The organism is Roseateles albus (assembly GCF_028595345.1).
In the GTDB taxonomy this organism is placed as follows: Bacteria; Pseudomonadota; Gammaproteobacteria; order Burkholderiales; family Burkholderiaceae_C; genus Paucibacter_A; species Paucibacter_A albus.
In genome coordinates, this window is record NZ_JAQQXT010000001.1 from 602462 (window position 1) to 625048 (window position 22587).

Annotated in this window: 21 protein-coding genes; 12 read left to right on the forward strand and 9 right to left on the reverse strand. The window is 63.4% G+C overall.

Annotated features, from left to right (window positions below; genetic code table 11):
* Positions 1-188 precede the first annotated feature (188 nt).
* Positions 189-3146, forward strand: a complete 2958-nt coding sequence (uvrA, locus tag PRZ03_RS02470) for an excinuclease ABC subunit UvrA (RefSeq protein WP_458296231.1) — start codon at positions 189-191, stop codon at positions 3144-3146.
* Positions 3147-3148: 2 nt separating this feature from the next.
* Here the strand turns inward: uvrA and PRZ03_RS02475 are convergent, their stop codons facing one another.
* The gene (locus PRZ03_RS02475; RefSeq protein ID WP_273598865.1) at positions 3149-3934 is read right to left on the reverse strand and encodes an MHFG family PEP-CTERM protein; all 786 of its coding nucleotides are present in this window, start codon (positions 3932-3934) and stop codon (positions 3149-3151) included.
* Positions 3935-4309: 375 nt separating this feature from the next.
* On the opposite strand from PRZ03_RS02475, the gene PRZ03_RS02480 reads away from it, so the two are divergent.
* On the forward strand, positions 4310-4690 hold the full coding sequence (locus PRZ03_RS02480; RefSeq protein ID WP_273598866.1) for a response regulator: 381 nt from the start codon (positions 4310-4312) through the stop codon (positions 4688-4690).
* Positions 4691-4799: 109 nt separating this feature from the next.
* On the opposite strand, the gene PRZ03_RS02485 is transcribed toward PRZ03_RS02480, so the two are convergent.
* The 3 genes from PRZ03_RS02485 to PRZ03_RS02495 form a co-directional block, all read right to left on the reverse strand.
* Positions 4800-5249 carry an SWIB/MDM2 domain-containing protein gene (locus tag PRZ03_RS02485; protein ID WP_263534166.1) on the reverse strand — a complete coding sequence of 150 codons (450 nt, stop codon included), beginning with the start codon at positions 5247-5249 and terminating at the stop codon, positions 4800-4802.
* 363 nt (positions 5250-5612) lie between these two features.
* Positions 5613-6281, reverse strand: a complete 669-nt coding sequence (locus PRZ03_RS02490) for a TonB family protein (RefSeq protein ID WP_273598977.1) — start codon at positions 6279-6281, stop codon at positions 5613-5615.
* 287 nt (positions 6282-6568) lie between these two features.
* Positions 6569-7537 carry a TerC family protein gene (locus PRZ03_RS02495; RefSeq protein WP_273598867.1) on the reverse strand — a complete coding sequence of 323 codons (969 nt, stop codon included), beginning with the start codon at positions 7535-7537 and terminating at the stop codon, positions 6569-6571.
* A gap of 300 nt (positions 7538-7837) precedes the next feature.
* Here PRZ03_RS02495 and PRZ03_RS02500 point away from each other — a divergent pair, with 300 nt between their 5' ends.
* The gene (locus PRZ03_RS02500; protein WP_263534169.1) at positions 7838-8194 is read left to right on the forward strand and encodes a phage holin family protein; all 357 of its coding nucleotides are present in this window, start codon (positions 7838-7840) and stop codon (positions 8192-8194) included.
* A 40-nt stretch (positions 8195-8234) separates the two neighbouring features.
* Here PRZ03_RS02500 and PRZ03_RS02505 read toward each other — a convergent pair whose 3' ends face one another.
* Complete coding sequence (locus PRZ03_RS02505) at positions 8235-9845, reverse strand: M48 family metalloprotease (protein ID WP_273598868.1); 1611 nt, start codon at positions 9843-9845, stop codon at positions 8235-8237.
* Between the two features lie 87 nt (positions 9846-9932).
* Here PRZ03_RS02505 and moaC point away from each other — a divergent pair, with 87 nt between their 5' ends.
* Positions 9933-10412 (forward strand): cyclic pyranopterin monophosphate synthase MoaC, encoded by a 480-nt coding sequence (gene moaC / locus PRZ03_RS02510; protein WP_263534171.1) that lies wholly within the window; start codon positions 9933-9935, stop codon positions 10410-10412.
* A gap of 9 nt (positions 10413-10421) precedes the next feature.
* Here the strand turns inward: moaC and PRZ03_RS02515 are convergent, their stop codons facing one another.
* Positions 10422-12191, reverse strand: coding sequence for a PglL family O-oligosaccharyltransferase (locus PRZ03_RS02515; protein ID WP_273598869.1), 1770 nt, complete (start codon positions 12189-12191; stop codon positions 10422-10424).
* A 113-nt stretch (positions 12192-12304) separates the two neighbouring features.
* Between PRZ03_RS02515 and PRZ03_RS02520 the strand changes: the two genes are divergently transcribed.
* The 3 genes from PRZ03_RS02520 to PRZ03_RS02530 are packed head-to-tail and all read left to right on the forward strand — an operon-like array spanning position 12305 to position 15059.
* Positions 12305-12712, forward strand: a complete 408-nt coding sequence (locus tag PRZ03_RS02520) for a GntR family transcriptional regulator (protein ID WP_273598870.1) — start codon at positions 12305-12307, stop codon at positions 12710-12712.
* A complete protein-coding gene (locus PRZ03_RS02525) occupies positions 12709-13596 on the forward strand; it encodes an ABC transporter ATP-binding protein (protein WP_273598871.1) in 888 nt (295 codons plus the stop codon). The genes PRZ03_RS02520 and PRZ03_RS02525 overlap by 4 nt, the downstream gene beginning before the upstream one ends.
* Positions 13593-15059, forward strand: coding sequence for a hypothetical protein (locus tag PRZ03_RS02530; RefSeq protein ID WP_273598872.1), 1467 nt, complete (start codon positions 13593-13595; stop codon positions 15057-15059). The genes PRZ03_RS02525 and PRZ03_RS02530 overlap by 4 nt, the downstream gene beginning before the upstream one ends.
* A gap of 19 nt (positions 15060-15078) precedes the next feature.
* Here the strand turns inward: PRZ03_RS02530 and trxC are convergent, their stop codons facing one another.
* Both trxC and PRZ03_RS02540 read right to left on the reverse strand, forming a co-directional pair.
* A complete protein-coding gene (gene trxC / locus PRZ03_RS02535) occupies positions 15079-15495 on the reverse strand; it encodes a thioredoxin TrxC (RefSeq protein ID WP_273598873.1) in 417 nt (138 codons plus the stop codon).
* 47 nt (positions 15496-15542) lie between these two features.
* A complete protein-coding gene (locus tag PRZ03_RS02540; protein ID WP_273598874.1) occupies positions 15543-16451 on the reverse strand; it encodes a LysR family transcriptional regulator in 909 nt (302 codons plus the stop codon).
* A gap of 122 nt (positions 16452-16573) precedes the next feature.
* Here PRZ03_RS02540 and PRZ03_RS02545 point away from each other — a divergent pair, with 122 nt between their 5' ends.
* The 5 genes from PRZ03_RS02545 to PRZ03_RS02565 all read left to right on the forward strand — a co-directional run bounded on the left by PRZ03_RS02545 (position 16574) and on the right by PRZ03_RS02565 (position 20139).
* Positions 16574-16753 carry a hypothetical protein gene (locus PRZ03_RS02545; protein WP_273598875.1) on the forward strand — a complete coding sequence of 60 codons (180 nt, stop codon included), beginning with the start codon at positions 16574-16576 and terminating at the stop codon, positions 16751-16753.
* A 37-nt stretch (positions 16754-16790) separates the two neighbouring features.
* Positions 16791-17201: a tautomerase family protein gene (locus tag PRZ03_RS02550; RefSeq protein ID WP_273598876.1), complete on the forward strand. Its 411-nt coding sequence runs from the start codon at positions 16791-16793 to the stop codon at positions 17199-17201.
* 59 nt (positions 17202-17260) lie between these two features.
* A complete protein-coding gene (locus tag PRZ03_RS02555) occupies positions 17261-18910 on the forward strand; it encodes a sensor histidine kinase (protein ID WP_273598877.1) in 1650 nt (549 codons plus the stop codon).
* Complete coding sequence (locus tag PRZ03_RS02560) at positions 18907-19602, forward strand: response regulator (protein WP_273598878.1); 696 nt, start codon at positions 18907-18909, stop codon at positions 19600-19602. The genes PRZ03_RS02555 and PRZ03_RS02560 overlap by 4 nt, the downstream gene beginning before the upstream one ends.
* A gap of 180 nt (positions 19603-19782) precedes the next feature.
* Positions 19783-20139: a hypothetical protein gene (locus PRZ03_RS02565; RefSeq protein WP_273598879.1), complete on the forward strand. Its 357-nt coding sequence runs from the start codon at positions 19783-19785 to the stop codon at positions 20137-20139.
* A 250-nt stretch (positions 20140-20389) separates the two neighbouring features.
* On the opposite strand, the gene PRZ03_RS02570 is transcribed toward PRZ03_RS02565, so the two are convergent.
* Positions 20390-22576: a phosphocholine-specific phospholipase C gene (locus tag PRZ03_RS02570; RefSeq protein ID WP_273598880.1), complete on the reverse strand. Its 2187-nt coding sequence runs from the start codon at positions 22574-22576 to the stop codon at positions 20390-20392.
* Positions 22577-22587: the final 11 nt, after the last annotated feature.

The following is a 22587-nucleotide window of genomic DNA, read 5'->3' on the forward strand; positions in this document are numbered from 1 at the left end:
GGCAAGCGCTGGGCTTGCCGCCACGCTCATGCGACGGATTGCCGGCGCTGCAGCGTGGCCTGCGCCTGCGAGCGATAAAGGGTTTACCCGGTGCTGAGTTGCCGCCTTCTGGCGGCCGTAATGAGGTCTGTTTAGGCGCAAATACACCTTCGGCCTATGATGTCAGGTTGCTTCGCCCTGTGCACACCATGTCCGACTCCCTATCTTTGCCCTCGACCGCGCCCCTGCCTTTGCCGTTTGAAATCCCGATGATTCGCGTGCGCGGTGCGCGCACCCACAATCTGAAAAACATCGATGTGGACCTGCCGCGCAACAAGCTGGTGGTGATCACCGGCTTGAGCGGCTCGGGCAAATCCAGTCTGGCGTTTGACACGCTCTATGCTGAGGGCCAGCGCCGTTACGTCGAGAGTTTGTCTGCCTATGCGCGGCAGTTCCTGCAGCTGATGGACAAGCCCGATGTCGATGTGATTGAGGGTCTGTCGCCGGCGATCTCGATCGAACAGAAAGCAACCAGCCACAACCCGCGCTCGACGGTGGGCACGGTCACCGAGATTCATGATTACCTGCGTTTGCTTTACGCCCGAGCCGGCACACCGTTCTGCCCCGACCACAATTTGCCCTTGGAGGCGCAAAGCGTCAGCCAGATGGTGGATGCCGTCTTGGCCATGCCCGAGGACTCCAAGCTGATGTTGCTGGCTCCCGTGGTGCGCGACCGCAAGGGCGAGTTTCTCGACTTGTTCGAGTCGCTGCAGGCACAGGGCTATGTACGCTTTCGCGTCGACGGCGCGACCATAGACGCGCCCGACTTCCCGGTGCTGAAGAAAACCGAAAAGCACGATATCGATGTGGTGGTGGACCGCATCAAGCTCAAAGCGCGCGATGCCAAGGACGCCGATGAAAGCGCTGATGGCCTGCGCCAGCGCTTGGCCGAGAGCTTCGAGGCGGCGCTGCGCCTGGCCGAGGGCCGCGCCTTGGTGCTGAATATGGACAGCGGCGCCGAGAAGGTTTTGTCGAGCAAGTTCGCCTGCCCTGCCTGCAGCTACTCGCTGTCGGAGCTGGAGCCACGGCTGTTCTCGTTCAACTCTCCCGTCGGCGCCTGCCCCTCCTGCGAAGGCCTGGGCCAGCTGACCATGTTCGATGCTGACAAGGTCGTCGCCTTCCCGACCTTGAGCTTGTCCAGCGGCGCGGTGAAGGGCTGGGACAGGCGCAATGCCTATACCTTCTCGATGCTGGAGGCGGTGGCGGCCCATTACAAGGTCGATATCGATCAGCCCTTCGAGGAACTGCCCGAGGCCGTGCGCCATGCCTTCTTGCATGGCTCTGGCAGCGAGGAGATTGCCTTCGTCTACCAAGCCGAGAGTGCAGCCGGCGGCCCTAAGAAGCGCGCGGTCAAGCGCTCGCACCCGTTCGAGGGCATCTTGCCCAGCCTGGAGCGGCGCTTCAAGGAATCGGATTCCAGCGCGGTGCGCGAGGATCTGGCGCGCTATATGTCGGCCAAGCCCTGCCCGCATTGCGAGGGCTCGCGCCTGCGCCGGGAAGCGCGTAATGTCGTGTTGCAACCCGCCGATGCAGCGCCGGGCGCCAAGGGCCGACCGATTTATGACGTCGAGCATTCGACCCTGCGCGACTGCCTGATCTATTTTGAAGGCCTGAAGCTGAAGGGCTCCAAGGCCGAGATCGGCGACAAGGTGGTGCGCGAGATCACCTCGCGGCTGCGCTTCCTGAATGACGTGGGCTTGAACTATCTGAGCCTGGACCGCAGCGCCGATACGCTGTCGGGCGGCGAGGCCCAGCGCATCCGGCTGGCTTCGCAAATCGGTTCGGGCCTGACCGGCGTGATGTATGTGCTGGACGAGCCCAGTATCGGCCTGCACCAGCGTGACAACGACCGGCTGATTGCGACGCTGCGGCGCCTGCGCGATCTGGGCAACACGGTCATCGTGGTCGAGCATGACGAGGATGCAATTCGCGCGGCCGACTATGTCTTGGACCTCGGCCCCGGCGCCGGCGTGCATGGCGGGCGCATCATGTCGCAAGGCACGCCCGAGCAGGTGGCGGCCGATCCGAATTCACCGACCGGGCGCTATCTGTCCGGCGCGGCCTGTATCGAAGTGCCGCGCGAGCGTCATCAAGTCAGCCCGCAGGCCGCGCATCAGGCGCTCAAGATCATCAATGCCCGGGGCAACAATCTGAAGGGCGTGACGGTCGAGATTCCGGTCGGTCTCTTGACCTGCGTGACCGGTGTGTCCGGCTCGGGCAAGAGTACCTTGATCAATGACACGCTTTACACGGCGGTCGCCAAGAAGCTCTACCAAAGCCATGCCGACCCGGCGCCGCATGATCAGATCGAGGGTTTGGAGGCCTTCGACAAGGTCATCAACGTCGACCAGTCCCCAATCGGCCGCACGCCGCGCAGCAACCCTGCCACCTATACCGGCCTGTTCACGCCGATCCGCGAGCTTTTCGCCGAAATGAATACCGCGCGCGAGCGGGGTTATGGGCCCGGCCGCTTCAGCTTCAACGTTGCCGGCGGGCGCTGCGAGGCCTGCCAGGGTGACGGCGTGCTGAAGGTGGAGATGCACTTTCTGCCCGATGTCTATGTGCCTTGCGACAGCTGCTTCGGCAAGCGCTACAACCGCGAAACGCTGGAAGTGCTCTACAAGGGCAAGAACATCACCGAAGTGCTGGCGATGACAGTGGAAGACGCGCATCAGTTCTTCAGCGCAGTGCCGACCTTGGCGCGCAAGCTGCAGACCTTGCTGGACGTCGGTCTGGGCTATGTGAAGTTAGGCCAGAGTGCGACTACCTTGTCGGGCGGCGAGGCACAGCGCGTCAAGCTGGCGCTGGAGCTGAGCAAGCGCGACACCGGCCGCACGCTTTACATCCTGGACGAGCCGACCACCGGCCTGCACTTCGCCGACATCGCCTTGCTCTTGAAGGTCTTGCACCAGTTGCGCGACGCCGGCAACACCATTGTCGTGATCGAGCACAACCTAGACGTCATCAAGACGGCGGATTGGGTCATCGATATGGGGCCGGAAGGCGGCTCGGGCGGCGGCCAGCTCTTGGTGGCCGGCACACCGGAAACCGTGGCCGCCCATGAAGGCAGCCATACCGGGCGCTATTTGAAGAACCTGCTGCGCTGAGCTCAAGCCTGCTTGCGGCGGGCCACCCAGGCCACTGCGAGCAAACCGGCCACCAACATGGCCCAAGTGCTTGGCTCGGGTATCGGAATCGTTGGCGGGCCGGGGGGCAGGGTGGGTATGCCGCCGCCGCCGATATTGCCACCGCCGCCGCCACCACCACCGCCCAAGCCAGGGTAGCCGCCGCCACCGCCGGGTGCCAACACGCCGGGCGCCGGCAGGGGTCCTCCCTCAAAGCCCGAGCCACCGGCAATCTGGGCGAAGCTGCCTGGGCTGGCCGCTGGGCCGGCCGCTGTGGGGTCCAATTCCAATGGGCCTTCGGCCTCTTGCGTCGAAGAAGCTACGCTGCCGCCACCGACCGGGCCGGCTGCACGCGGCGCGATGCGCTGAATGCGGCTGACATTGCGGCATACGGTGGGCACCAGCACGCATTGACCTTCTTCGCAATAGACCAGACCGCGCTCTTCGTAGGCCTGCGTCCATTTGGCGCGGCTGACTGTCTTGCAGACGCTGTTGGCACCGAAGTGCATATCGGTGATGGCACTGCTGTACTGGGATTGACCTTCGATACTGTCGCGCTTGATGGTGACCAACTCGTCATAGTCGCGCTTGAGCATGCGCGCCTTCAGCTTGGCCCTTACCGGCGCAGCAATGTCCTTGTAACGGTCGACGGCTGCCACCAGGTCACCCATATAGGGGTTGACGCCGGGCTTGTCCCATGAGCAGTTTGGCAGAGTAGCGCCAGACGCTGCACTTGAGGCGGCAAGAGCGATCGATGCAAGCAAAGACATTATTTAAAATTCCGTCAAATTCAGCCCGCAGGCTGTGGGCGGCAGAGCCGTCGGTACTTCCAAAAAACAGTAACTCAGCGATTTCAAGGGTGGGGAGACGCTAATCGTGTCCCCTCAATCTGCTACACCCACAGTGTAATAAGCCTGGGTGAATGCAAGAGCCCTTGTTCTGTGGACAGATGGTCCGTGAGGGTGTGTTAGTTCACGTTTACCCTAGAAAAATACAAACTCCCTTCGGCGCAAGGGTGGCGCAAGAGCTGGCAAACCCGCGGATTCGAATGTTTTTCAGTGCCATCGGGCTCTTCGGGCTCGCGCCGACTAAATCGCTGCTAATCTGCGCAGGCTTTGCAACTGACCTCATCGCCCCAAAAATCCATGTGCTCGGCCCCAGCCCGCCTCGTGCTTTATGTTGAAGACGATCGCATCAACCTTGTGTTGATGGAAGAGGTCTTCCGGCGCCTACCCGGCTGGCGCCTGGAGTGCGCCGAGGACGGCGCGCAGGCCTTGAGCATGCTGGAAGGCTTGCAGCCCGACCTGTTGCTGATTGATATGAATCTGCCTGATATGACGGGGCTGGAATTGCTGGCGCAGCTGCGCGCTGTCGCGACTGACTCCGCTCTGCGTTGTGTTGCGCTCTCGGCCGATGATTTGCCGGATCAAGTCGAGGCGGCGCGGGCAGCGGGCTTCAGCGACTATTGGGTCAAGCCCATTGATGTGATGAAAATGGTCGCTGCTTTACAGCGCGCCTTGGCCTGAAGCACAGACAAAAAAAGGTCCGGCTGGCCGGACCTTGATGCTTTGAACCTGGCGCCGCAAGAAACCAGTCCTGCGGCTCGGTCGCTCGGTGGCCCAGGGGGCTCACACATTACTTCAGGTGACTGTTGATCAGCTTGGTCATCTCGAACATATCGGCTTTGGCTTTGCCGAAGATTTCCTTCAGCGCCGCGTCGGCAACGATGATGCGCTTTTGGACGGCATCTTGCAGATTGTGCTTCTTGATGTATTCCCAGACCTTCTTGGTCACATCGGTGCGCGGCAGCGGTGCTGCGCCGACGATGGCTGCCAAGGCGGCGCTAGGCGTCAAGGCCTTCATGAATGCTGCATTCGGGGTGCGCTTCTTTGCAGGAGCAGCAGCCTTCTTGGCGGCAGGAGCCTTCTTGACCGCGGCAGCCTTTTTGGCGGGCGCAGCTTTCTTGGCCGGCGCAGCAGCTTTAACAGCCTTGACGGCCGGAGCCGCGGCTACTTTTTTCGCCGGTGCGGCTTTGGTGGCCGGTGCCGCTTTCTTAGCGGGCGCGGCCTTCTTTGCAGTTGCCATTTCAATTCTCTCCATCAAAAGTTGTTGATGTGCTGGTTCCGGGTGAAGGCCGCATAAGCCTTCATTTCTCTCTAGCACCTAGCAGGGGCGATGGTACTGCGGCACCAGGCGCTTGAGAAGGCTTTCATAGGGCAGCTGAGCCCAATCTCACGCCGAAATGCAGCTTGTTTACCCTAGGTGTCGCGCACCCGCATCACTTGTTGAACTTTTACCCTTGAATTGGGGCTTAGCACGGGTGCAAGCGCGGGCGTCGGCGCCTGCTCGTCAAGACATCTTGCGTGATGTTGGTGTGATTGAATTTGGCGTTAGGTATCAGCGCGAATGCGGCATGTTCGGATTTCGGCGCGAGCAGGCAATGTGCAATCAGCGATCGATCTCGTAGGACAAGAGAGCGACCGTTTCCCACTCGACCGGCTGACCGTTTTCAAGATAGGGCGCAAAGCGTGCCGAGCGGATGTCCAGCAAGGCTTGTTGGTCCAAACGCGCATAGCCGGCAGATTTTTTCAAGCTGGCTTCCTTCAGGCGGCCGTTCGCGTCGACGACGATGCGCAGGTGCACCACACCCGATTCGCCCAAACGGCGCGATAGCAGCGGCACGGTCATCTGGGGCTCGACCACATATCGCAGCGCACTTGAGGCTACTTGGCGGGGGCCGGTGGGGGCTTGGGTCGAAGGCGCTGCACTGCGAGGCGGCACCTCGACCTGAGCGTTTACAGCTGCCGTGGAAGCTTGCGGTGCGAGTTCGACCAGCGTCGGTGCCGCGTTCTGGGTCTGAACAAGAAGATTGCTGGCCATCGGCGGCGCCAGCGGAACTGGCGGAGCACTGAGTTGGCTGTTTATTGCGTGGTGCGGCAGCGCCGGCGGCGAAGTTTTGGGTGTCGGGGCCGGCGGGCTTGCGGCAATCAAGCTAAGCACGATGGGCAGGGGCTTGTTCGGCGCCGATCGCATGCCGAGCGAGTGCCACAGCCCCCAGCCCGCCAGCATATGGGCCAAGAGCACAGCCGCCAGAAACAGATGGCGGCTGGTGACCACCAAGGCTTTGCGTTGCGTCGGCGTGCCTGATTCAGTCTGTGTCGCCTTGCTCTTGGCGGTCGATCGCTTGCTGGCTCCCCGAGGTGCCGAGGATGCGTTTGGGGTGACAAATGCGGGAATCACAAGAGGCCTTGAACTTGAGTTTGGTGAAGATCCTAGCATTAATGCGAACGATTGTTATTTGTATTTGGTCGCGAGGCAAAAAAATGCCCCGCGAGTGTGTGCTTCGCGGGGCAGTTGGGGTGCGGGCCGGCTAAGTCGGGCGCGGCCTAGGGCCGCGCATCGCCTCAGTTTTCGCTGTTCTTGGAGATTTTGGGTGCCGTGTGCAGGCTCAGCACCATGGTCGCCGCGAGGATCACGACTACCGCGCCCAGGGAGACCAGGACCGGGATCTTGATGATGTCGATCAACAACATCTTGGTTCCGATGAATGCCAGCACCACGGCCAGACCATAGCTGAGCAGATGGAACTTGGTCGCCATCGCGGCCAGCAAGAAGTACATCGCACGCAAGCCCAGAATGGCGAAGATGTTCGAGGTCAAGACGATGAAGGGGTCGTCGGTGATGGCGAAGATGGCCGGGATCGAATCGACCGCGAAGATCACATCGGTCATGCCGATCAACGCAATCACCAGCAGCAGCGGAGTGGCGACACGTTTGCCGTTCTCGACCGTGAAGAAGCGCTCGCCATCAAAGTTCTTGCTCACCGGCATGGTGCGACGCAGCAGCTTCAGCGCGGGGTTGGACTCAAGATCAGGCTCTTGGCCAGCTGCCCACCACATCTTGATGCCGGTGATCAGCAAGAAGGCGCCGAACACATAAAGCACCCAGTGGAACTGGGCAATCAAATAGCTGCCCACCAGAATCATCACCGTGCGCAGCACGATGGCGCCGATGATGCCGTACATCAGCACGCGCTTTTGATAAGCAGTCGGCACCGAGAAGTAGGTGAAGATCATCAGGAAGACAAAGATGTTGTCCACCGCCAGCGACTTCTCGATCAAGTAGCCGGTCAAGAACTCCAAGGCACGGGTGTTGGCCAGCTCGGTGCTGCCGGTGCTGTCTTTGATCGCCCACCAGAACAAGCCGTTGAAAGCCAGGCTCAGCGCTACCCAGACCAGTGACCAGTTGATGGCCTCTTTGACCGAGACGTCATGCGCGCCTTGCTTGCGCAAGACGACAAAGTCGACGAAGAGAGCGGCGAGCACCGAGCCGCCAAAGAAGAACCACAGCCACAGAGGCGCAATCGTATCCATTGAATATCCCGCAAAAAGCCAAACATCTACCCGGCATTGCTCAAGGCAATGGCCGCGGCCAAGAGTCGAAAGGTCTTGCGGGACGGCGCTGTGGACAGACTGCGTCCACGGCCGGCTGCGGGGCCCGGGCATCTTCACAGACGCCGTACTGACGGGCTGCCGCCACGGCTTGCACCGCGTAGCTACTCCCCCTTCGAAGCCCGCATTCTGCCAGTAAAAAGCAAGACCTGTCCCCGTCTAGGGGCAACTCTCCAGCGCGGCGAGCTGAAAAAAGTCACGGCGCGCTTGTATATTCGGCGCATGAAATTACTTCTGCGTTGGCTTCTATTGGCCGCAGCCTTGCTGTTGGTGGCTCATTTGTATCCGGGCGTGGTGGTGACCAGCTTCAGCTCGGCCTTGATCGCGGCGATGGTGCTGGGCCTGCTCAACACCTTGTTGCGGCCGGTTTTGGTGCTGCTGACCTTGCCCGTTACGGTGGTCAGCCTCGGGCTCTTCCTGTTCGTGATCAATGCCTTGATGTTCTGGGCGGCGGCGCGTTTGCTGAGCGGCTTTGATGTAGCCGGCTTTTGGGCCGCCTTGATCGGCTCACTGATCTACAGCCTGTGCGGCATGTTGATCGACACCTTGTTCGAGCGCCTGTTCCCGGATTCGGACTGAATTCAGCCGCTTAGGGTTGCACAGGGCCACTCACGACCACTCAAGGTAGCTCCGCACCCGGCGGCACGCCGCGCGGATACATCTCCGCCAGCAGTTGGCGCCGCTCGTACAGCAAGCTGCGCAGGCGCGCATCGATCACCGCCGCTTCGACCTGATCGGCATCACGGCCACGGGACTGACGCAGGCCTGAGCGGAAGCGGTCAATAGCGCCGTTCAAATCACCCATGGCCGCGCGCTCCTCGCCTTGTGCGCGCACCGCCCTCAGCGGCTGGTCCAGCTTGCTCCACAGCTGCCCCAGTTCGGCCCAGGCCAAGGGATCCATCGGGTTCAGGCTGACATAGGTCTGCAGCGCCTCGGCGGCCTCGCGCACGGTGGCCGGGTTGCTGTCGACGCGAGCCAGCTGTGCTTTTTGAATCAACATCGGCCTTGAGTGCTCGCCTGCCAGCGGCTTCAAGGCCGCGTAGCCATCCGCCGCCTGACCGCGCGCCTGATTCAGCTCGGCGCGCAAGTAACGCAGCAAACGCTCGGCTTTGGGGTCCGGGCCCATCAGCTTCAGGGTCAGTTCGGCGCTGCGCAAAGCGTTTTCGGCGCGCGCAAAGTCACGCATCTTGATCGAGGCCAGCGCGCCGGTATAGCGCGCCGCCAGTTGCTCGTAGCCCTTGTTTTCGGCTCCGCCCTTGGCTTGTTGCTCACGCGCGCCGGCGTCGAGGTTTTGCAATTGGCCCCAGGCTTCGGCCCGTGCATCCATCAGCACCTTGGCGCGCGCGGCCATCAGCGCATGTTCGGCGCTGCCGGCTGGGCGTTCGTAGTCGATGGCGCCCATGCGCAAGCGCGCGTCGCCGATCCGCTCGGTGGTCAAAGGGTGGGAACGCAGATAGGGATAGGAGCCGTTGTCCATCAAATGATTGGCCTGCTCCATGCGGTCGAACATGCTGTACATGCCGGCCGGCGAGAAGCCGGCCTGGTTCATCACCGTGAAGCCGACCCGGTCCGCCTCGCGCTCCATATCGCGCGAAAAACTCAGCGAGGCCTGTGCGGCAGCCGCTTGGCTGCCGACGATGGCGGCATTGGCCACGTCGGTGCTGTGGGTCCGCGAAGCGACGATCAGACCCGCCACCAAGCCGGCCAAGGCCAGCATGCTGTTGCGCGAATCGCCGGCCATGCGCCGCGCGATATGACGCTGCGTCACGTGCGACAGCTCATGCGCCAGCACCGAAGCCAGCTCATCGGCCGAACCCGTCATCGCGATCAAGCCCAGATGCACGCCGACATAGCCGCCCGGCAGGGCGAAGGCGTTGATGCTGCGGTCGCGCACCAAAAAAATCTCCCAGGCGAAGCGTTCGCTGGTCTCGTCGCCAATATTGCCAAGTTGCTTGGCGGTGCCGACCAGCGGCGCCCAGATGGACTGCAAATATTCCAGCAGCAAAGGGTCTTCGAGGAAGTCCGGGTCGGGGCGAATCTGACGCATCACCTGCTCGCCAATGCGCCGCTCGGTACCCAGGTCCAAGTCTTGCGAGACCGAGTCACCCAGCGCCGGCAGGTTCACCTGTGCAAGCCCAAGCGGGCTGCCCAGGCTCAAGACCGCCGCCGCCAAAAAACTGATGGCACAGCGGCCCGGGCGACGCATCAAACTGACAGTTAGCTTTAACAACACAGACTCCAAAAAGCGCCAAGCATCTCTATGATGCACCCACAATCGTTTCCCAATTGTTGCCACACTCCGGTGGCCCACCCTGCAATGACATCAGAACTCACTCATTTTGACGCCCAAGGCCAAGCCCATATGGTGGACGTTGCGGCCAAAGATGTCACGCACCGTGTTGCGGTCGCTGCGGGCCGCATCAGCATGCAAGCCGCTACCCTAGCATTGATCACCAGTGGCAGTGCGAAAAAGGGTGATGTTTTGGGCATCGCCCGCATCGCCGCCATCCAGGCGGCCAAGCGTTGCGCCGACCTGATTCCGTTGTGCCACCCTTTGCCCTTGACCCGTGTGGCGGTTGAATTCGAGATCGACGCGGCCGCCAACGCCGTGCTGTGCCGCGCGCAAGTCGAGACCTTGGGCCGCACCGGCGTTGAGATGGAGGCGCTGACCTCGGTGCAAATCGGCCTGCTGACTATTTACGATATGTGTAAAGCAGCGGATCGCGGCATGGTGATGGGCGATATCCGGGTGCTGGAAAAGCATGGCGGCAAGAGCGGCGACTGGTCGGCGCCTTGATCTGAGCCCTTATTGGCGCAAATCGCGCCAGCTGTAGTCGCGCAGCGGCGGCTCGCATTGAAACGGCTTGAGCGCACCCGTCTCTTGCGTGAGTTCGCAGTCTTCCAGCCATTCCGTGCCGGCCGGGTTGCGGAATTCCCGCAGTCTTTGCACCACATAACGGGCTTTGTCATCGTCGCCGGTCGCATGCAGTGATTTGGCCCAGGCGATCATCAGCCGCGCATCGATCAGGTTGTGGGCGGTGCGCTGGGCCGCAGCCAGGGCAGCCGGGCCGGCGGGCAAGGAGGTGGCGGCGGCATAGTCGGCCTGCGTTGAAAACATGGCTGTGGCCTGGCCCGTGGCGATGCGCTGATGCAGCGGCTGCGCATTGGCCGAGGGCGCGTAAATATCGACCACGCGCAGATAGTTCCAAGCGGTATAGGTGCTGGCCGCCAGCATCAAGACCCCAATCCAGACCCAGCTGCTGTCGCTGGTTTTGGCCTGGCGAGGCGTTTCGTTCAAGGGCGCGCCGAGCGCCAAACCGAAGGCAAAAGCGGTCGGCAGCAGGAAGTAGGCATACCAGAGCGGGTACTCCAGCAGGCTGTGCAGCCCAATCATCAAGACCAGCATGAAGGCGCAGCGCCGCGCCACCGCGTCGCCTGCGCTGGCCGCACGGCTGAGGGCAAAAGCGCGCCAGAGCGAGAACGCCAGCAGGCCCAAAATGGCCAGGCTCAGGGGCAGTCCTAACTCGACGGCCAACTGCATCACGATATTGTGGGTGTGGTCAAAAAAGGCAATCGGCCGGTCCGGGAAGGGCGTCATGCTCCAGGCCAGATTGAAATCGCCCCAGCCCACCCCCATCCAGGGATTGGCCTTCAAGAGGCTCCAGGCATTGGCAATGATGGCCAGGCGAGAGGGCGAGCCCGCGCCCTCGGCCAAGCGCGACTCGGCGCCCAGGGGGTGCGCGCCGCTAGCCGCCCAGACCGACAGCAGCCACCAACTCAGCGCCAGCAACATCGGCGTGGCCATCAGCGACAACTTGGCCGCGCGACCCAGCTTGCGGTCCAGCGCGCCCCAGGCCGCCAGAATCAGCACGCCGATCACGCCGGTTCGAGAGGCACTGAGCACCACCGCAAAAACCAGGCCGAACAGCAGCAGCGGCAAGACCAGGGCGCCGCCGAAGGATTTGAAGCGGCCCTGATCGGCCAGATACACCGCCGCCACACAGGCCCACATCAAGAGGCTGGCCAGGTGATTGGGTTGGCGCATATTGCCGACGGCGCGCCCCGGGATGCCCGAGCGCGCAATCACATGCCCATCGGCCCAGGCCGGCATAAAGACCTGCACCAGGCTCACGATCAAACTCAAGACCCCCGCCAATAACAGACCCCAGCACAGCGCCTCCAGCCAGCGCTGCCGCTCGTTGCGCTGCAGGCCCTGGCCGGCCAGTAGCAGCGCCAGAGCTGCCAAGAGCATGCCGCTATTGGCCAGCGCCAAGGCGCTTGGGAGGCTGCCGAACAGCACCGACGCCCAAGGCGCCAGTGCCAACAAACTCAGCGCGAGGGCCGCCGGCGTGAGCCGCCAGGCGGGTGCCTGCCGGCCGCTCATACACATCAGCACCAGCCCCCAGCCGGCCAAGGCGGTGAGCTGATTGAACAGCGTCGCCGACGGAGTCAGGTTGTAGGCCAGCAGCGGCGCCACCGAGCAGGCCAAGAGCATGGCCAATAGCCCAAGGGGCTCAGGGGACGAACTGCTTGGCGAGGACGACATCAGTGAGGGGGGCGCGATCGATTTCTGCATGGGGCCGAATCATCACATGAAGCGCGCCCGTCCTCGCGCGCAAGCGCTGCAGCCGGGAACTTGACGCGACCTGTATGTGTGTACTACTATGCTGGTGCACATAAGGAGCAGCTTTGAGCGCCGACGGCTTTTTCTTTCAAATCAATACTGGCTCGACCGAACCGATTTATCGGCAGTTGGTCGAGCAGGTGCGCCGCCGTGTGGCCAGCGGGCAGCTGGTCGCCGGCCAGGAAATCCCCTCGGTGCGCGAGGTCGCGCAGGCCTTGGCCGTGCACCCGATGACGATCTCCAAGGCCTATAGCCTGCTCGAAGCCGAGGGGTTGCTGGAGCGCCGGCGCGGCTTGGCGATGCGGGTGGCGGCACAGCACAGCAAAGCGCAACCGGCGCTTGACCGACTCGAGCTGCTGCGGCCGACGCTGGAGCGGGCGGCGGCCGAGGTGCATCAGCTGGAGGTGTCGACCCGACAGGCCTTGCAGCTGTTCGATCAAATTCTCAATCAAGAAAAGGGAGGCGCCGCATGAGCGCAGTCACGACGTCAAGTACAGCCACTGCTGAGGTGCGGGGGCTGAGCCTGAGCTATGGCCAGCAGACGGTCTTGAGTAACTTGGACTGGCAACTGCTGCCCGGCCAAGTTGTAGGCCTCTTGGGCCGCAACGGCTCCGGCAAGACCAGCTTGCTGGAGAGCGTGTTGGGTCTGCGCGAGCCGCAGCTCGGGGCGGTGCAGCTGTTCGGTCAGAACGCCGCTGAGTTGGACGACGCCGGCCGTGCCCGTATCGGCTATGTGCCGCAGCAAAGCGATTTGTTCGAGGGTTTCACGCCCGCGCAGCTGCTGCGTTACTTCAAGAGCTTTTATCCGCGCTGGAACGAGGCCAAGGTCGAAGGCCTTTTGTCGCGTTGGGACATTGCACGCGACAAGCCCATTGCCAAGCTCAGCGGCGGCCAGCAGCAGCGCCTGTCCATCATCCGTGCGCTCGCTCATGAACCGGACTTGTTGGTGCTGGACGAGCCAGTGGCCAGCCTTGACCCGGCCGGGCGGCGCGACTTTCTGCGCGAGCTGGTCGAACAGGTGCTGGACCGCGGCACGACGGTGGTGTTCTCCACCCATATCTTGTCGGACCTGGAGCGCGTGGCCTTCAATGTCGCCTTCTTGAAGCAAGGCCGCATCGGCTTGCAAGCGCCGCTGGATGAGTTGCTGGATGAGGTGCGCGCGGTGACGGGGCCGAGCGCGCAGTTGCAAGCGCTGATCGCCGCCGGGGGCGTACAAGCCTTGAGCCGCAGCCCACTAGAGGGTGGGCGCGAGCGCTGCCTGCTGCGCCTTCCCCAGTCGGGGGTGAATGACCCGCTGCACGCAGGCCTCAGCAGTGAGCGCGTCAATCTGGAAGACCTGTTCATGGAGCTGACATGACTATGCGCAAGCTTTGGGAACAGTACGGTCCGCTCTTGGCCACGCCATTTCAGCAGCGCCGTCACACCGGTGAGCTATGGGTGTGGCTCGCATTGCTGCTCTTGTCGGTGGCGGTGGCAATCGCTTGCGCCATCTTTGCCGACCTGAATGCGGCGCTCGTGGTCCTTGGCATCGACGCTGGCGCGAGCGTGCTGATTCTGTGGGGTATCTGTTTTGCCAGCCTGCGGCGGCAGAACCATCCAAACGCGGCCCGCCTCGTGCCCGGCCATCTCGACCGCTTGCGCCGTTGCGCCATCGGCCTGTTGCTGTTTTTGAGCCTCATCACGGCGCTGCTGTTTGGCTCGCATTTGGGTCAACCGCTGGCCTGGGGTTTGGGTGCGGCCGCGCTGATGCTCGTCGTGGCAGCTTTTGTGCGCTGGATACAGCTGTGGTTTTACTTCTGGATTGTCATTAGCCTTGCCTTTTGGGGGCCAGTTGGTGCGGCGTGCATGCGCGTTTGGAGCGGGCTGCTGCAGTGGTACACCTTGCAGCCCGCTAGCTTGGCGCTGCTGGCCGTTCTGATCCTGCCCTGGCTGGTGAGCCGGCTGCTGCAAGACGGCGGGCCCGCACATCAAGCGAACTATCGGGCGGCCGAGAAAATCCGTTTGGCCCTTGCCGAGCAGACGCGTGGCCTGTCCACCGCCAAATACGCCGGCAAGACCGGTTTGACCATGATGCGCTTGTTCTCTTGGCCACAGCCGCTGTGGCAGCGCTATCTGCTCCAACATGCCCGGCCCGCGGCGCGCAGCGCCTTGGCGCGTGCCGAACTGGTGTACCTGGGCAATCTGCACTGGACCAGCATGCTGGGGGCTTTGACGGTTATTTCGGCGCTTTTGGCCATTGGCGCCACAGTGTTTGCGCAGTTCTATACGCTGGATTGGGCCGGACTAAGTTCCGGTGGCGGCTTTGGCCTGCAGATCGGCATCATCAGCATGGCATTGAACCCGCTGATAGGCCTGGCCGCGTGCCTGCATCGGAGCCGGCGCGAGCAGGCGCTGCTGATCTTGCTGCCCGGCATGCCGCGCGGCCAGGCGCTGAATCGGCTGATGGCGCGGCGTCTGTTGACCCAGTTCTATCTGCAATGGGGCTTCGCGCTGGTCTTGATTGGCCTGATGATGGCGCCCGCAGCGCCTGGACAGGCCTCACGTGTCGGGCTGTATGCGCTTCTGCTGGCCTTGCCCATGGGCACCTATATGTTGCGCGATTGGTCCCGCCAATCCGCGCCGGTGGGCGCGCATCAAGTGCTGCCCATGATGCTCACAATCGCCGGCGGCGGAGTATTGGCCGGTCTGGACTGGTTGGGCGTGAGCATCTGGATCTCCGTGGGCTTGAGCCTGAGTCTGACCTTGTTCTTGCTGCAGCGCCGCTGGCAGCGCCTGGTCTTGCTCAGCCCGGCCGCCATGCCGGTTGGGCGCTGGGCCTGAAGCGTTCAGCGCCGCTTGATCAGCGCTTCAGCCAGCCCACGATCTGCGGCGCTTGCAGCGCCCCCGACATGCGCTGCAACTCCTTGCCCTGCTGCATTTGCAACAAGGTCGGGATGCTGCGGATGCCGAAGCGCTGTGACAATTGCGGGCTCTCGTCACTGTTCACCTTGACCAGCAAGACCTGACCCTTGAGTTGCTTGGCGGCGATGGCGAACTGCGGCGCCATCTGCCGGCAAGGGCCGCACCAGGGCGCCCAGAAGTCGACCAGCACGGGCAGCTCGCTGCTGGCCACCACCGCGTCGAAGTTGGCGTCGCTCAACTCGACCACCTCGCCACTGAGCAGCGCTTGGCCGCATTTGCCGCAGACCGGGTCTTGGGCTGCGCGCTCATCGGGGACGCGGTTCTTGGTCAGGCAATGGGGGCAGGTGATCAACATGATGAATTCCTCGTTTGGCTATGCAGCTTGGGCGGCCGGCCCGAATTTCAAGGTGCGGCTTCCAAGGTCGCCTGCAGGTGCGCGCCCACCTCCTGCATAAAGGCACGCACCCGCGCGGTCTGGCGCAGGTCTGGATGCGTCAAGAGCCAGACCGGCGTGCTGACGTCGCTGAGCACTTCGGAGACCGGCACTAAGTCCGGTTCATGGCCTTCGATCAGGGTCGGCAGCAGCGCCAGCGCTAGGCCGGTGCGCGCCATCGCCACGGCCGGATGCAGCAGGTCCAGCCGCACGGCGATGCTTTGTGGCGGCACATGGTCCAGCATCCAGCGGTCGAAAAAACGCGAGCGGCGCTCCCGGTCAAATCCTATCCAGGGATAGTTGGCGCAGAGTTCACTCACCGGCAAGATGCGTTGCGGCAGACCCGCCTGGCCGCGTTTGGCATAGACACGCATGCGCACATCGCCCAAGCGGCGGCCGACCAGATGTTCGGGCACGACCCGGTTCATGCGCAGCGCCACATCGGCGTCGCGCTTGGACATATCGACCAGGCTGGAGTTCTCGTTCACCTCCACCTCGATGCCTGGATGGCCGCGCCGGAACGCCGCCAGCGCCTCGGGCAGCAGGTAAAGCATCGCCACAAAAGCGGTGCTCAGGCGCAGCGTGCCTTGCAGTTCGAGGTCGCGCCCGACGATGCGGCGCTGCATTTCGGCAATGGCAGGCCGCATCTCGCGCGCCTGCGCCGCCATCAACTCGCCCGCCTCGGTCGGCCGATAGCCGCTGCGCAGACGCTCGAACAGGCGCGCGCCCAGCCGCTCTTCCAAAGCATCCAGCCGCCGCAGCACGGTGGTGTGGCGCACCCCCATCAGCTTGGCCGCGCCGTTCAGCGAGCCTGCTTCGGCAATCGCCAGCGCGTAGCGCAAATCATCCCAATCCAGCCCGACTTCCAGTTGCTCCATTGTGCGTATTTGCAAACTTCAAGTGCAGTTTGCGCAGTTGTTTGTGCGTTGGTGCAAACATAACATCTGTTCCATCGAAAGCCAAGCCTCAATCCACAAACAAACCCAGCGAGCAAGCCAGCATGAACAACAGCCTCAACTACGCCCTATATCGCGACCCCGCCCAAGTGCAGCCCGAGCCGGCTTCGAGCCCGTCTTTCTTCAGCTCCCCGCGCCTTTGGCTGGATCGCTGGTTTGACAACTGGGCTGCGCGCGTCGAGGCACGCTGGCAGAGCACAGATGTGCGCAGCCGCTATTACTGACAACCCAGGCTAGAACCATAAGCAGGAGAACACCACCATGCCTTATCTGCACCTCAGCCTGTGCCCCGCGCCCGGCGCTGACCCCAGCCTGCGCGACTTGGCCGCCAACTTGACCGACTTGACCGCCGAGCATCTGGCCAAAGACCCCGCTTTGACCGCTGTGCGAATCGAGCTGGTGCCGGCCACGCATTGGTTCATCGGCGCGCGGTCGCTGGCCGCCGACACGCTGGCCAGCTATCAGCTGCAGATTCAGGTCACGGCCGGTACCAATACCGCCGCCCAGATCAGCGCCTACCTGGCCGCCGTCCATGCGGCGATGGGCGTCGCGCTGGGGCGCCTGCATCCGACCAGCTATTGCGTGGTGCAACAAGTGCCCGCCGATGCCTGGGGTTACGGTGGGCAGAGCCAAGCCGCACGACGGCTCAGCATCGAGCCGGCCCAGCTCTGAGCGCGCCGGATCATGCGTCCCTGATGCTTTCCTGATGCCCGCAATGCTAAGGTGGGCGCATGGATCACAAGAGCGTGGCGCGAGTCGCTTTCAAACGTACTTGGCTTGAGCCGCTGCCGGCCGTTCTGAGCTGGGTCGTGGCTTGGTGGCTGCTGTTTTGGCTGGATGGGCGTGTCAATCTGGCCAATCAGGCGCTGTTGCTGGTCTTGGCGGCGGCGGTAGCCAGCTTGTGGCTTCCACTGGTGGCGGCACTGCTGCTGAGCCTAGTGTCGGTGTTGCTGTTCAACTGGCATTTCGTCAGCCCGCGCGGCAGCCTCAGCGTCGAGGGCAATCAGCACCTGCTGCTGCTGGGCGCGATGCTGGGGCTCAGCTGCATCACTGCCTTGTTAATCGCCAGCCAACGCCGCCAGGCGGGGCTGGCGCGGCGCCAAGCAGGCCAAGCCGAGCAGCTGCGCAGCTTCAACGACAGCCTGCGCGAGGCGCGCGACTGGGCGAGCTTGGGTGCCCTGCTGCAGGCCGAGTTGCAGGCGCAGCTGGGCAGGCCGACGCATTTGATGCTCTTGCGTCAAGAGCAGGCGTTGCCGCAGCAAAATTTGGCCGAATCGGTGCACTGGTTGGCGGCCTCTGGCCCGAGCAGCGCGGCCGACCTGAGCGCTGAATTGAGCGCCGATCAGCGCGCCGGCCTTTGGCAATGCCTGCGCCAAGCCCAAGCGTTCGGGCCCGGCACCGCTCGGTTTGAAGGTCAGCCGGATTGGTATTTGCCGATTCGCGGGCGCGGCGCCGCCCTCGGTGCTGCGCTCTTGCGACCCAGCCGCGCGCAAGCGATGGACGCGGGTTTGCTGACCCATTTGCAACTGCTGTGCACGCAGATGGGCTTGGCTTTGGAGCGACTGACGACCGAGCATCTGGCGCAGATGGCGCGTGATGAGGCCGCGAGCCAAGCCAACCGCAACGCCTTGCTGGCGGCGATCTCGCATGACTTTCGCACGCCCTTGGCCTGCATCATGGGCGCGGCCTCCTCGCTGCAGGATCAGGACGCACGCCTGAGCCCGGCGCAACGCACGAGGCTGCTGGCCACGATCCTGGATGAGACGGAAGCATTGGCCGATATGACGGCCAACAGCCTGCAACTTGCTCGCCTGGACGCGCCCGGCATGTCGCTGCGCCTGGACTGGGAGTCGGCCGAGGAGATCGTCGGCGCGGTGCTGCGCCGTGCCCGTCAGCGCCGCGCGACGCTAACTTCTAACGAGGACGGTGAGAGCCATGGCGTGGAACTGCAGGCCTGCCTGCAGCCGGGCCTGCCTTTGCTGCGCTGTGATGCCTTGCTGTTGACCCAGTTGCTGGGCAATCTGGTCGACAACGCCCACAAATATGCGCCCGCTTCCCATATTGAAATCGCGGCCCGCACGGCGCAGGAGGGTGGGCAACGCTTTGTCGTGCTGGCGGTTCGTGATCGCGGCCCCGGGGTGCCGCTGGCTTGGCGCGAGCGAATTTTTGAGGCCTTTCAGCGCGGTGCCGAGCAGCAGCATGCGGCCGGCCCTGACGCCAAGGCCCGGCGGGGCGCCGGCGTCGGCCTGGCCGCCTGCCGGGCGATCGCCCAGGCGCATGGTGGCCAGATGCGCTACCGCTCGCGTGGTCATGGTGGCGCCAGTTTCGAGTGTTGGCTGCCTCTCGTCGCATCACCCCAGGCCGAGGAAATGCCCGCATGAGCTTGCTGAGAATCTTGTTGCTGGAGGATGACCGCGAGTTGCGCGCGACCTTGGCCAATGCCCTGCGGGTAGAGGGTTATGAGTTGCTCTGCGCTGCCAGCCTGGCCGAGGCGCGGGCCTTGCTGATCCACGCCGAAGCGCCCGATCTGGTACTGCTGGATCTGGGTCTGCCCGACGGTGACGGCGCCGAACTGCTGGCGCAGCTGAGGCAGGGCAAGAACACGCCGGTGCTGATCATCTCGGCGCGCGAACAAGATGCGCACAAGGTGAGCCTGCTCGATGCCGGCGCCGATGACTATCTGGTTAAACCCTTCAGCATCAGCGAGCTATTGGCGCGCATGCGGGTGGCACTGCGCCACCGCGGCGTGCACACGCGGCCGGCGCAGACGCTTTACGAGCAGCAAGGCCTGCGGGTGGATCTGGCCGCGCACAGCGTCAGTTTGAATGGCGCCGAAGTCCACCTGACGCCGACCGAGTTCAAGCTGCTGGCGCGGCTGGTGCGCAATGCCGGCCAGGTGTTGACGCACCGCACCTTGCTGGCCGATGTGTGGGGACCAGAGTTTGTGGAACACACCCATTACCTGCGGCTCTATATGGGGCAGCTGCGCGCCAAGCTCGAAAACACGCCGGCCGATCCGCAGCGCTTGTTGACGGAGCCGGGGGTCGGCTATCGGCTGGAGAGTGGCAGCTGAGCCTGTGTCCGCGTGTCATGTTGCGGTGCAGCATCCCCGCGTTTGGCGCGTTGCTGTGGGGTCAAGCCCAGCGATGGGGCGAAATACCCAGGAAAACCCTTGTTTTGACCTGGCACGAGCTTTGCAGTCACTGAGCTTGCCGGGGCGACTGGCCTCGGAACAACCTAAGGAGTAAACACCATGACCACCTTGACCACTTTGAAGAATGCGCGCTCGTTCAAACTACTGGCCGCATTTCTTGCTTCGCTGGCCTTGTCTGCGCATGCTGGCGTGCCCGCGATGCCCGGCACCGCTGCCGAACGCAGCTTGCTGCGCGAAGCGACCGGCTATTACGAGCTTGAGGACGGGCGCACGCTCAAAGTCGATATCGGTGCGCACCGCGTTGCGGTGGCTCTTGATGGGCAGCCACTTGAACAATGGCGTGCCGAAAACGCCGACATGCTCTTGAGCTCCGACGGTCATCGCCGTGTGCGGCTGTTCCGCGATGCCACAGGCTCGGTCTACCGCGTCGCCTACGAAATGGATAGGTCGCGCTGAATCGCAAGCGCCGCCCTCAGCAAGGGCGGCGTCCTCGTTGCCTGAGGGCCTGTCGCGTTGGCTGCCCATGCTGCTGATGGAGCAAGTTAGGGCAGAGCGCCGCTCCATACGGCATCAGACCTTGTTGGAGCTTGAGTCGCAAGCGGAGCAAGACTGTTCAGCATCAAGTTGTACTTGCGCTGGGCAAGCCCTGGCACCATGGTTTTCGCCATCGCGCCAGGGCCTCCCGCTGCACTTTTCGCTTGATTGATCACACCTGCCATTGATCGGCACGGGCGAGCCCGCCCATGGTCGGGTCGCTGATCGATGGTGCTCCGGTTTCCACCCGACCGGCAAAGCGGCGGCTGAAGTCGGCCTGGTCCTTCACCTTGGCGCTGAAGTCGTACCAGCGGTAGCTTTGCGCCAGCGGCAGGCGCAGATTGGTTTCGCCGCGTGCGAGCACCGTGTACTCGCTGACCGTGGCCGCGCTGTAGCGGTTGGCGGCCAGTTGGAACACGCAAGGCGCGTTGCCGCTGTTGAGCAACTTCACGAGCAGGTCACCGCTGACGCTGTCACAGCTGATCTGCACTTCCGGGTTGGCTTGGGTCGCCGCCTTCAGGCGCCAGGCATTGCCGGTCAGGTGGCGGTGGAAGCCGTTAGGGCCCAATATCCACAGGTCATACGCACCGTTGGCATCGGCAGCCCAGCTGCCGCTGAGCTGTTTACCGGCCTCGACGGTGTAGCGGCGCGGGATTTCTGCCAGGCGCAGGCGGTTGTAGACATGGAACACGGCGGCGGCTTTGCCGGTGTTCTGGAAGCTGACGTTGACGGCAGAGGACGTGACGAGTGCGGTGGCCGCCAGTTCGTAAGGCAATGCCGCCGAGGGGCGCACACCGCTGTCTTGCACCGGCAAGCTGAGCGTGCTCGGCAAGGTCGGGCGCGGCTTGGTCGGGTTGTTCAAAGCCCGGGTCTTGTCAGCCAGCGCCTTGGTGTCGGGCAACTGCGCCATGAAGGCTGTGCTGTTGTTCGGGTTGGCGAAATTGAAGGCGCTGGTCAGATCACCGCAAACCGCCCGGCGCCAGGCCGAGATATTCGGTTCCATCACGCCGAAGCGTTGCTCCATGAAACGCAGCACCGAGGTGTGGTCGAACACCTGCGAGTTGACCCAGCCGCCCTTGCTGAACGGCGACACCACATACATCGGCACCCGTGCGCCCAGGCCGTAAGGCCAGTGCAGCGTGCTGGGAGCTGGGCTGTTGGGATTCTCGACCTCATGGTATTCGCCGGTGGTGGCCACCGTCGAGGCGCCCGCGTAGACGCGCTTGGCCGGATCGGCGTCCCATTGAACCAGCGAAGGCGCAGCCGGCGGCGGCATATGGTCGAAGAAGCCGTCGTTCTCGTCGAAGTTGATGAACAGCACCGTGCTGGCCCAGACCTCCGGATTGGCCGTCAGCGCTTCCAGCACCTTGGCCGTGTATTCAGCACCTTGGGCCGGGCTGGACGGGCCTGGATGCTCGGAGCCGGCTTCGGTGGCGACGATCCAGGATACCTGGGGCAGCGTGCCATTGACGACGTCCTGGCGCAGCAGATCCAGATCGCGCGTCGTGATGCCGCGCGCCTTCAGTTCGGCCGAGGCACCGGGGCGGTTGAACCAGCCGTCGCGGAAGGACTTGAAACCGACCAAGGAGTTGTCGGTGAAGTTGTCGTCCATATTCTCGTAGACCTGCCAGGAGATGCCGGCCGCCTGCAGGCGCTCGGGGTAAGTCGTCCAGGTGTAGTCGGGCAGGTTGTCGAACCAGTCATTGCGGTTGCTGACAGCCGGGCCCCCGTTGCGGCCCAGCGGGTCGTTGGTGCCGGTGAAGAGGAAGAGTCGGTTCGGGTTGGTCGAGCCGGCCAGCGAGCAGTGATAGGCGTCGCAGACCGTGAAGGCATTGGCCAAGGCGAACTGGAAGGGGATGTCCTCCTTGGCGAAGTAGCCCATCGAGTGGTTGTGCTTGGTCAGGGTCCAGTAGTTCATGCGGCCCTGGTCCCAATGCAGATCACCCCAGCCATGCGGCGTGCCGTCAACCCGCATCAGGTTGAAGTTCAGCTTGGTGTTGAGCCGGAACGGCGCCACGGTCTTGGGTTGTGTGCGGCCCGGCACGGCAGGGGTGCTCGCGCTGTTGCTCGGCTCGGTCGGCTGCACCCAGATGTTCTTGCGCACGATGGTGCCAGGGCGGTCAACCACCGGCAGCGGCAGCGGGTCGCCAAAGCCACGCACGCCATGCAGCGTGCCGAAGTAATGATCAAAGGAGCGGTTCTCCTGCGTCAGGATCACCACATGTTTGACGTCCTGGATGGTGCCAGTGACAACCTTGGCTTGCGCGGCCAGCGCGCGTTGGATCACCGCCGGGAAAGCGGTGAGGGCGGCGCCGGTGGCGGCCGATTGGAGGAATCTGCGACGAGAGGCTTGAGTCATGATGGGCTGCC

Coding starts and splice junctions, on each gene's coding strand:
- uvrA (WP_458296231.1), top strand. CDS start 189: ATGTCCGACTCCCTATCTTTGCCCTCGACCGCGCCCCTGCCTTTGCCG.
- PRZ03_RS02475 (WP_273598865.1), bottom strand. CDS start 3,934: ATGTCTTTGCTTGCATCGATCGCTCTTGCCGCCTCAAGTGCAGCGTCT.
- PRZ03_RS02480 (WP_273598866.1), top strand. CDS start 4,310: ATGTGCTCGGCCCCAGCCCGCCTCGTGCTTTATGTTGAAGACGATCGC.
- PRZ03_RS02485 (WP_263534166.1), bottom strand. CDS start 5,249: ATGGCAACTGCAAAGAAGGCCGCGCCCGCTAAGAAAGCGGCACCGGCC.
- PRZ03_RS02495 (WP_273598867.1), bottom strand. CDS start 7,537: ATGGATACGATTGCGCCTCTGTGGCTGTGGTTCTTCTTTGGCGGCTCG.
- PRZ03_RS02500 (WP_263534169.1), top strand. CDS start 7,838: ATGAAATTACTTCTGCGTTGGCTTCTATTGGCCGCAGCCTTGCTGTTG.
- moaC (WP_263534171.1), top strand. CDS start 9,933: ATGACATCAGAACTCACTCATTTTGACGCCCAAGGCCAAGCCCATATG.
- PRZ03_RS02515 (WP_273598869.1), bottom strand. CDS start 12,191: ATGCAGAAATCGATCGCGCCCCCCTCACTGATGTCGTCCTCGCCAAGC.
- PRZ03_RS02525 (WP_273598871.1), top strand. CDS start 12,709: ATGAGCGCAGTCACGACGTCAAGTACAGCCACTGCTGAGGTGCGGGGG.
- PRZ03_RS02530 (WP_273598872.1), top strand. CDS start 13,593: ATGACTATGCGCAAGCTTTGGGAACAGTACGGTCCGCTCTTGGCCACG.
- trxC (WP_273598873.1), bottom strand. CDS start 15,495: ATGTTGATCACCTGCCCCCATTGCCTGACCAAGAACCGCGTCCCCGAT.
- PRZ03_RS02540 (WP_273598874.1), bottom strand. CDS start 16,451: ATGGAGCAACTGGAAGTCGGGCTGGATTGGGATGATTTGCGCTACGCG.
- PRZ03_RS02545 (WP_273598875.1), top strand. CDS start 16,574: ATGAACAACAGCCTCAACTACGCCCTATATCGCGACCCCGCCCAAGTG.
- PRZ03_RS02550 (WP_273598876.1), top strand. CDS start 16,791: ATGCCTTATCTGCACCTCAGCCTGTGCCCCGCGCCCGGCGCTGACCCC.
- PRZ03_RS02555 (WP_273598877.1), top strand. CDS start 17,261: ATGGATCACAAGAGCGTGGCGCGAGTCGCTTTCAAACGTACTTGGCTT.
- PRZ03_RS02560 (WP_273598878.1), top strand. CDS start 18,907: ATGAGCTTGCTGAGAATCTTGTTGCTGGAGGATGACCGCGAGTTGCGC.
- PRZ03_RS02565 (WP_273598879.1), top strand. CDS start 19,783: ATGACCACCTTGACCACTTTGAAGAATGCGCGCTCGTTCAAACTACTG.
- PRZ03_RS02570 (WP_273598880.1), bottom strand. CDS start 22,576: ATGACTCAAGCCTCTCGTCGCAGATTCCTCCAATCGGCCGCCACCGGC.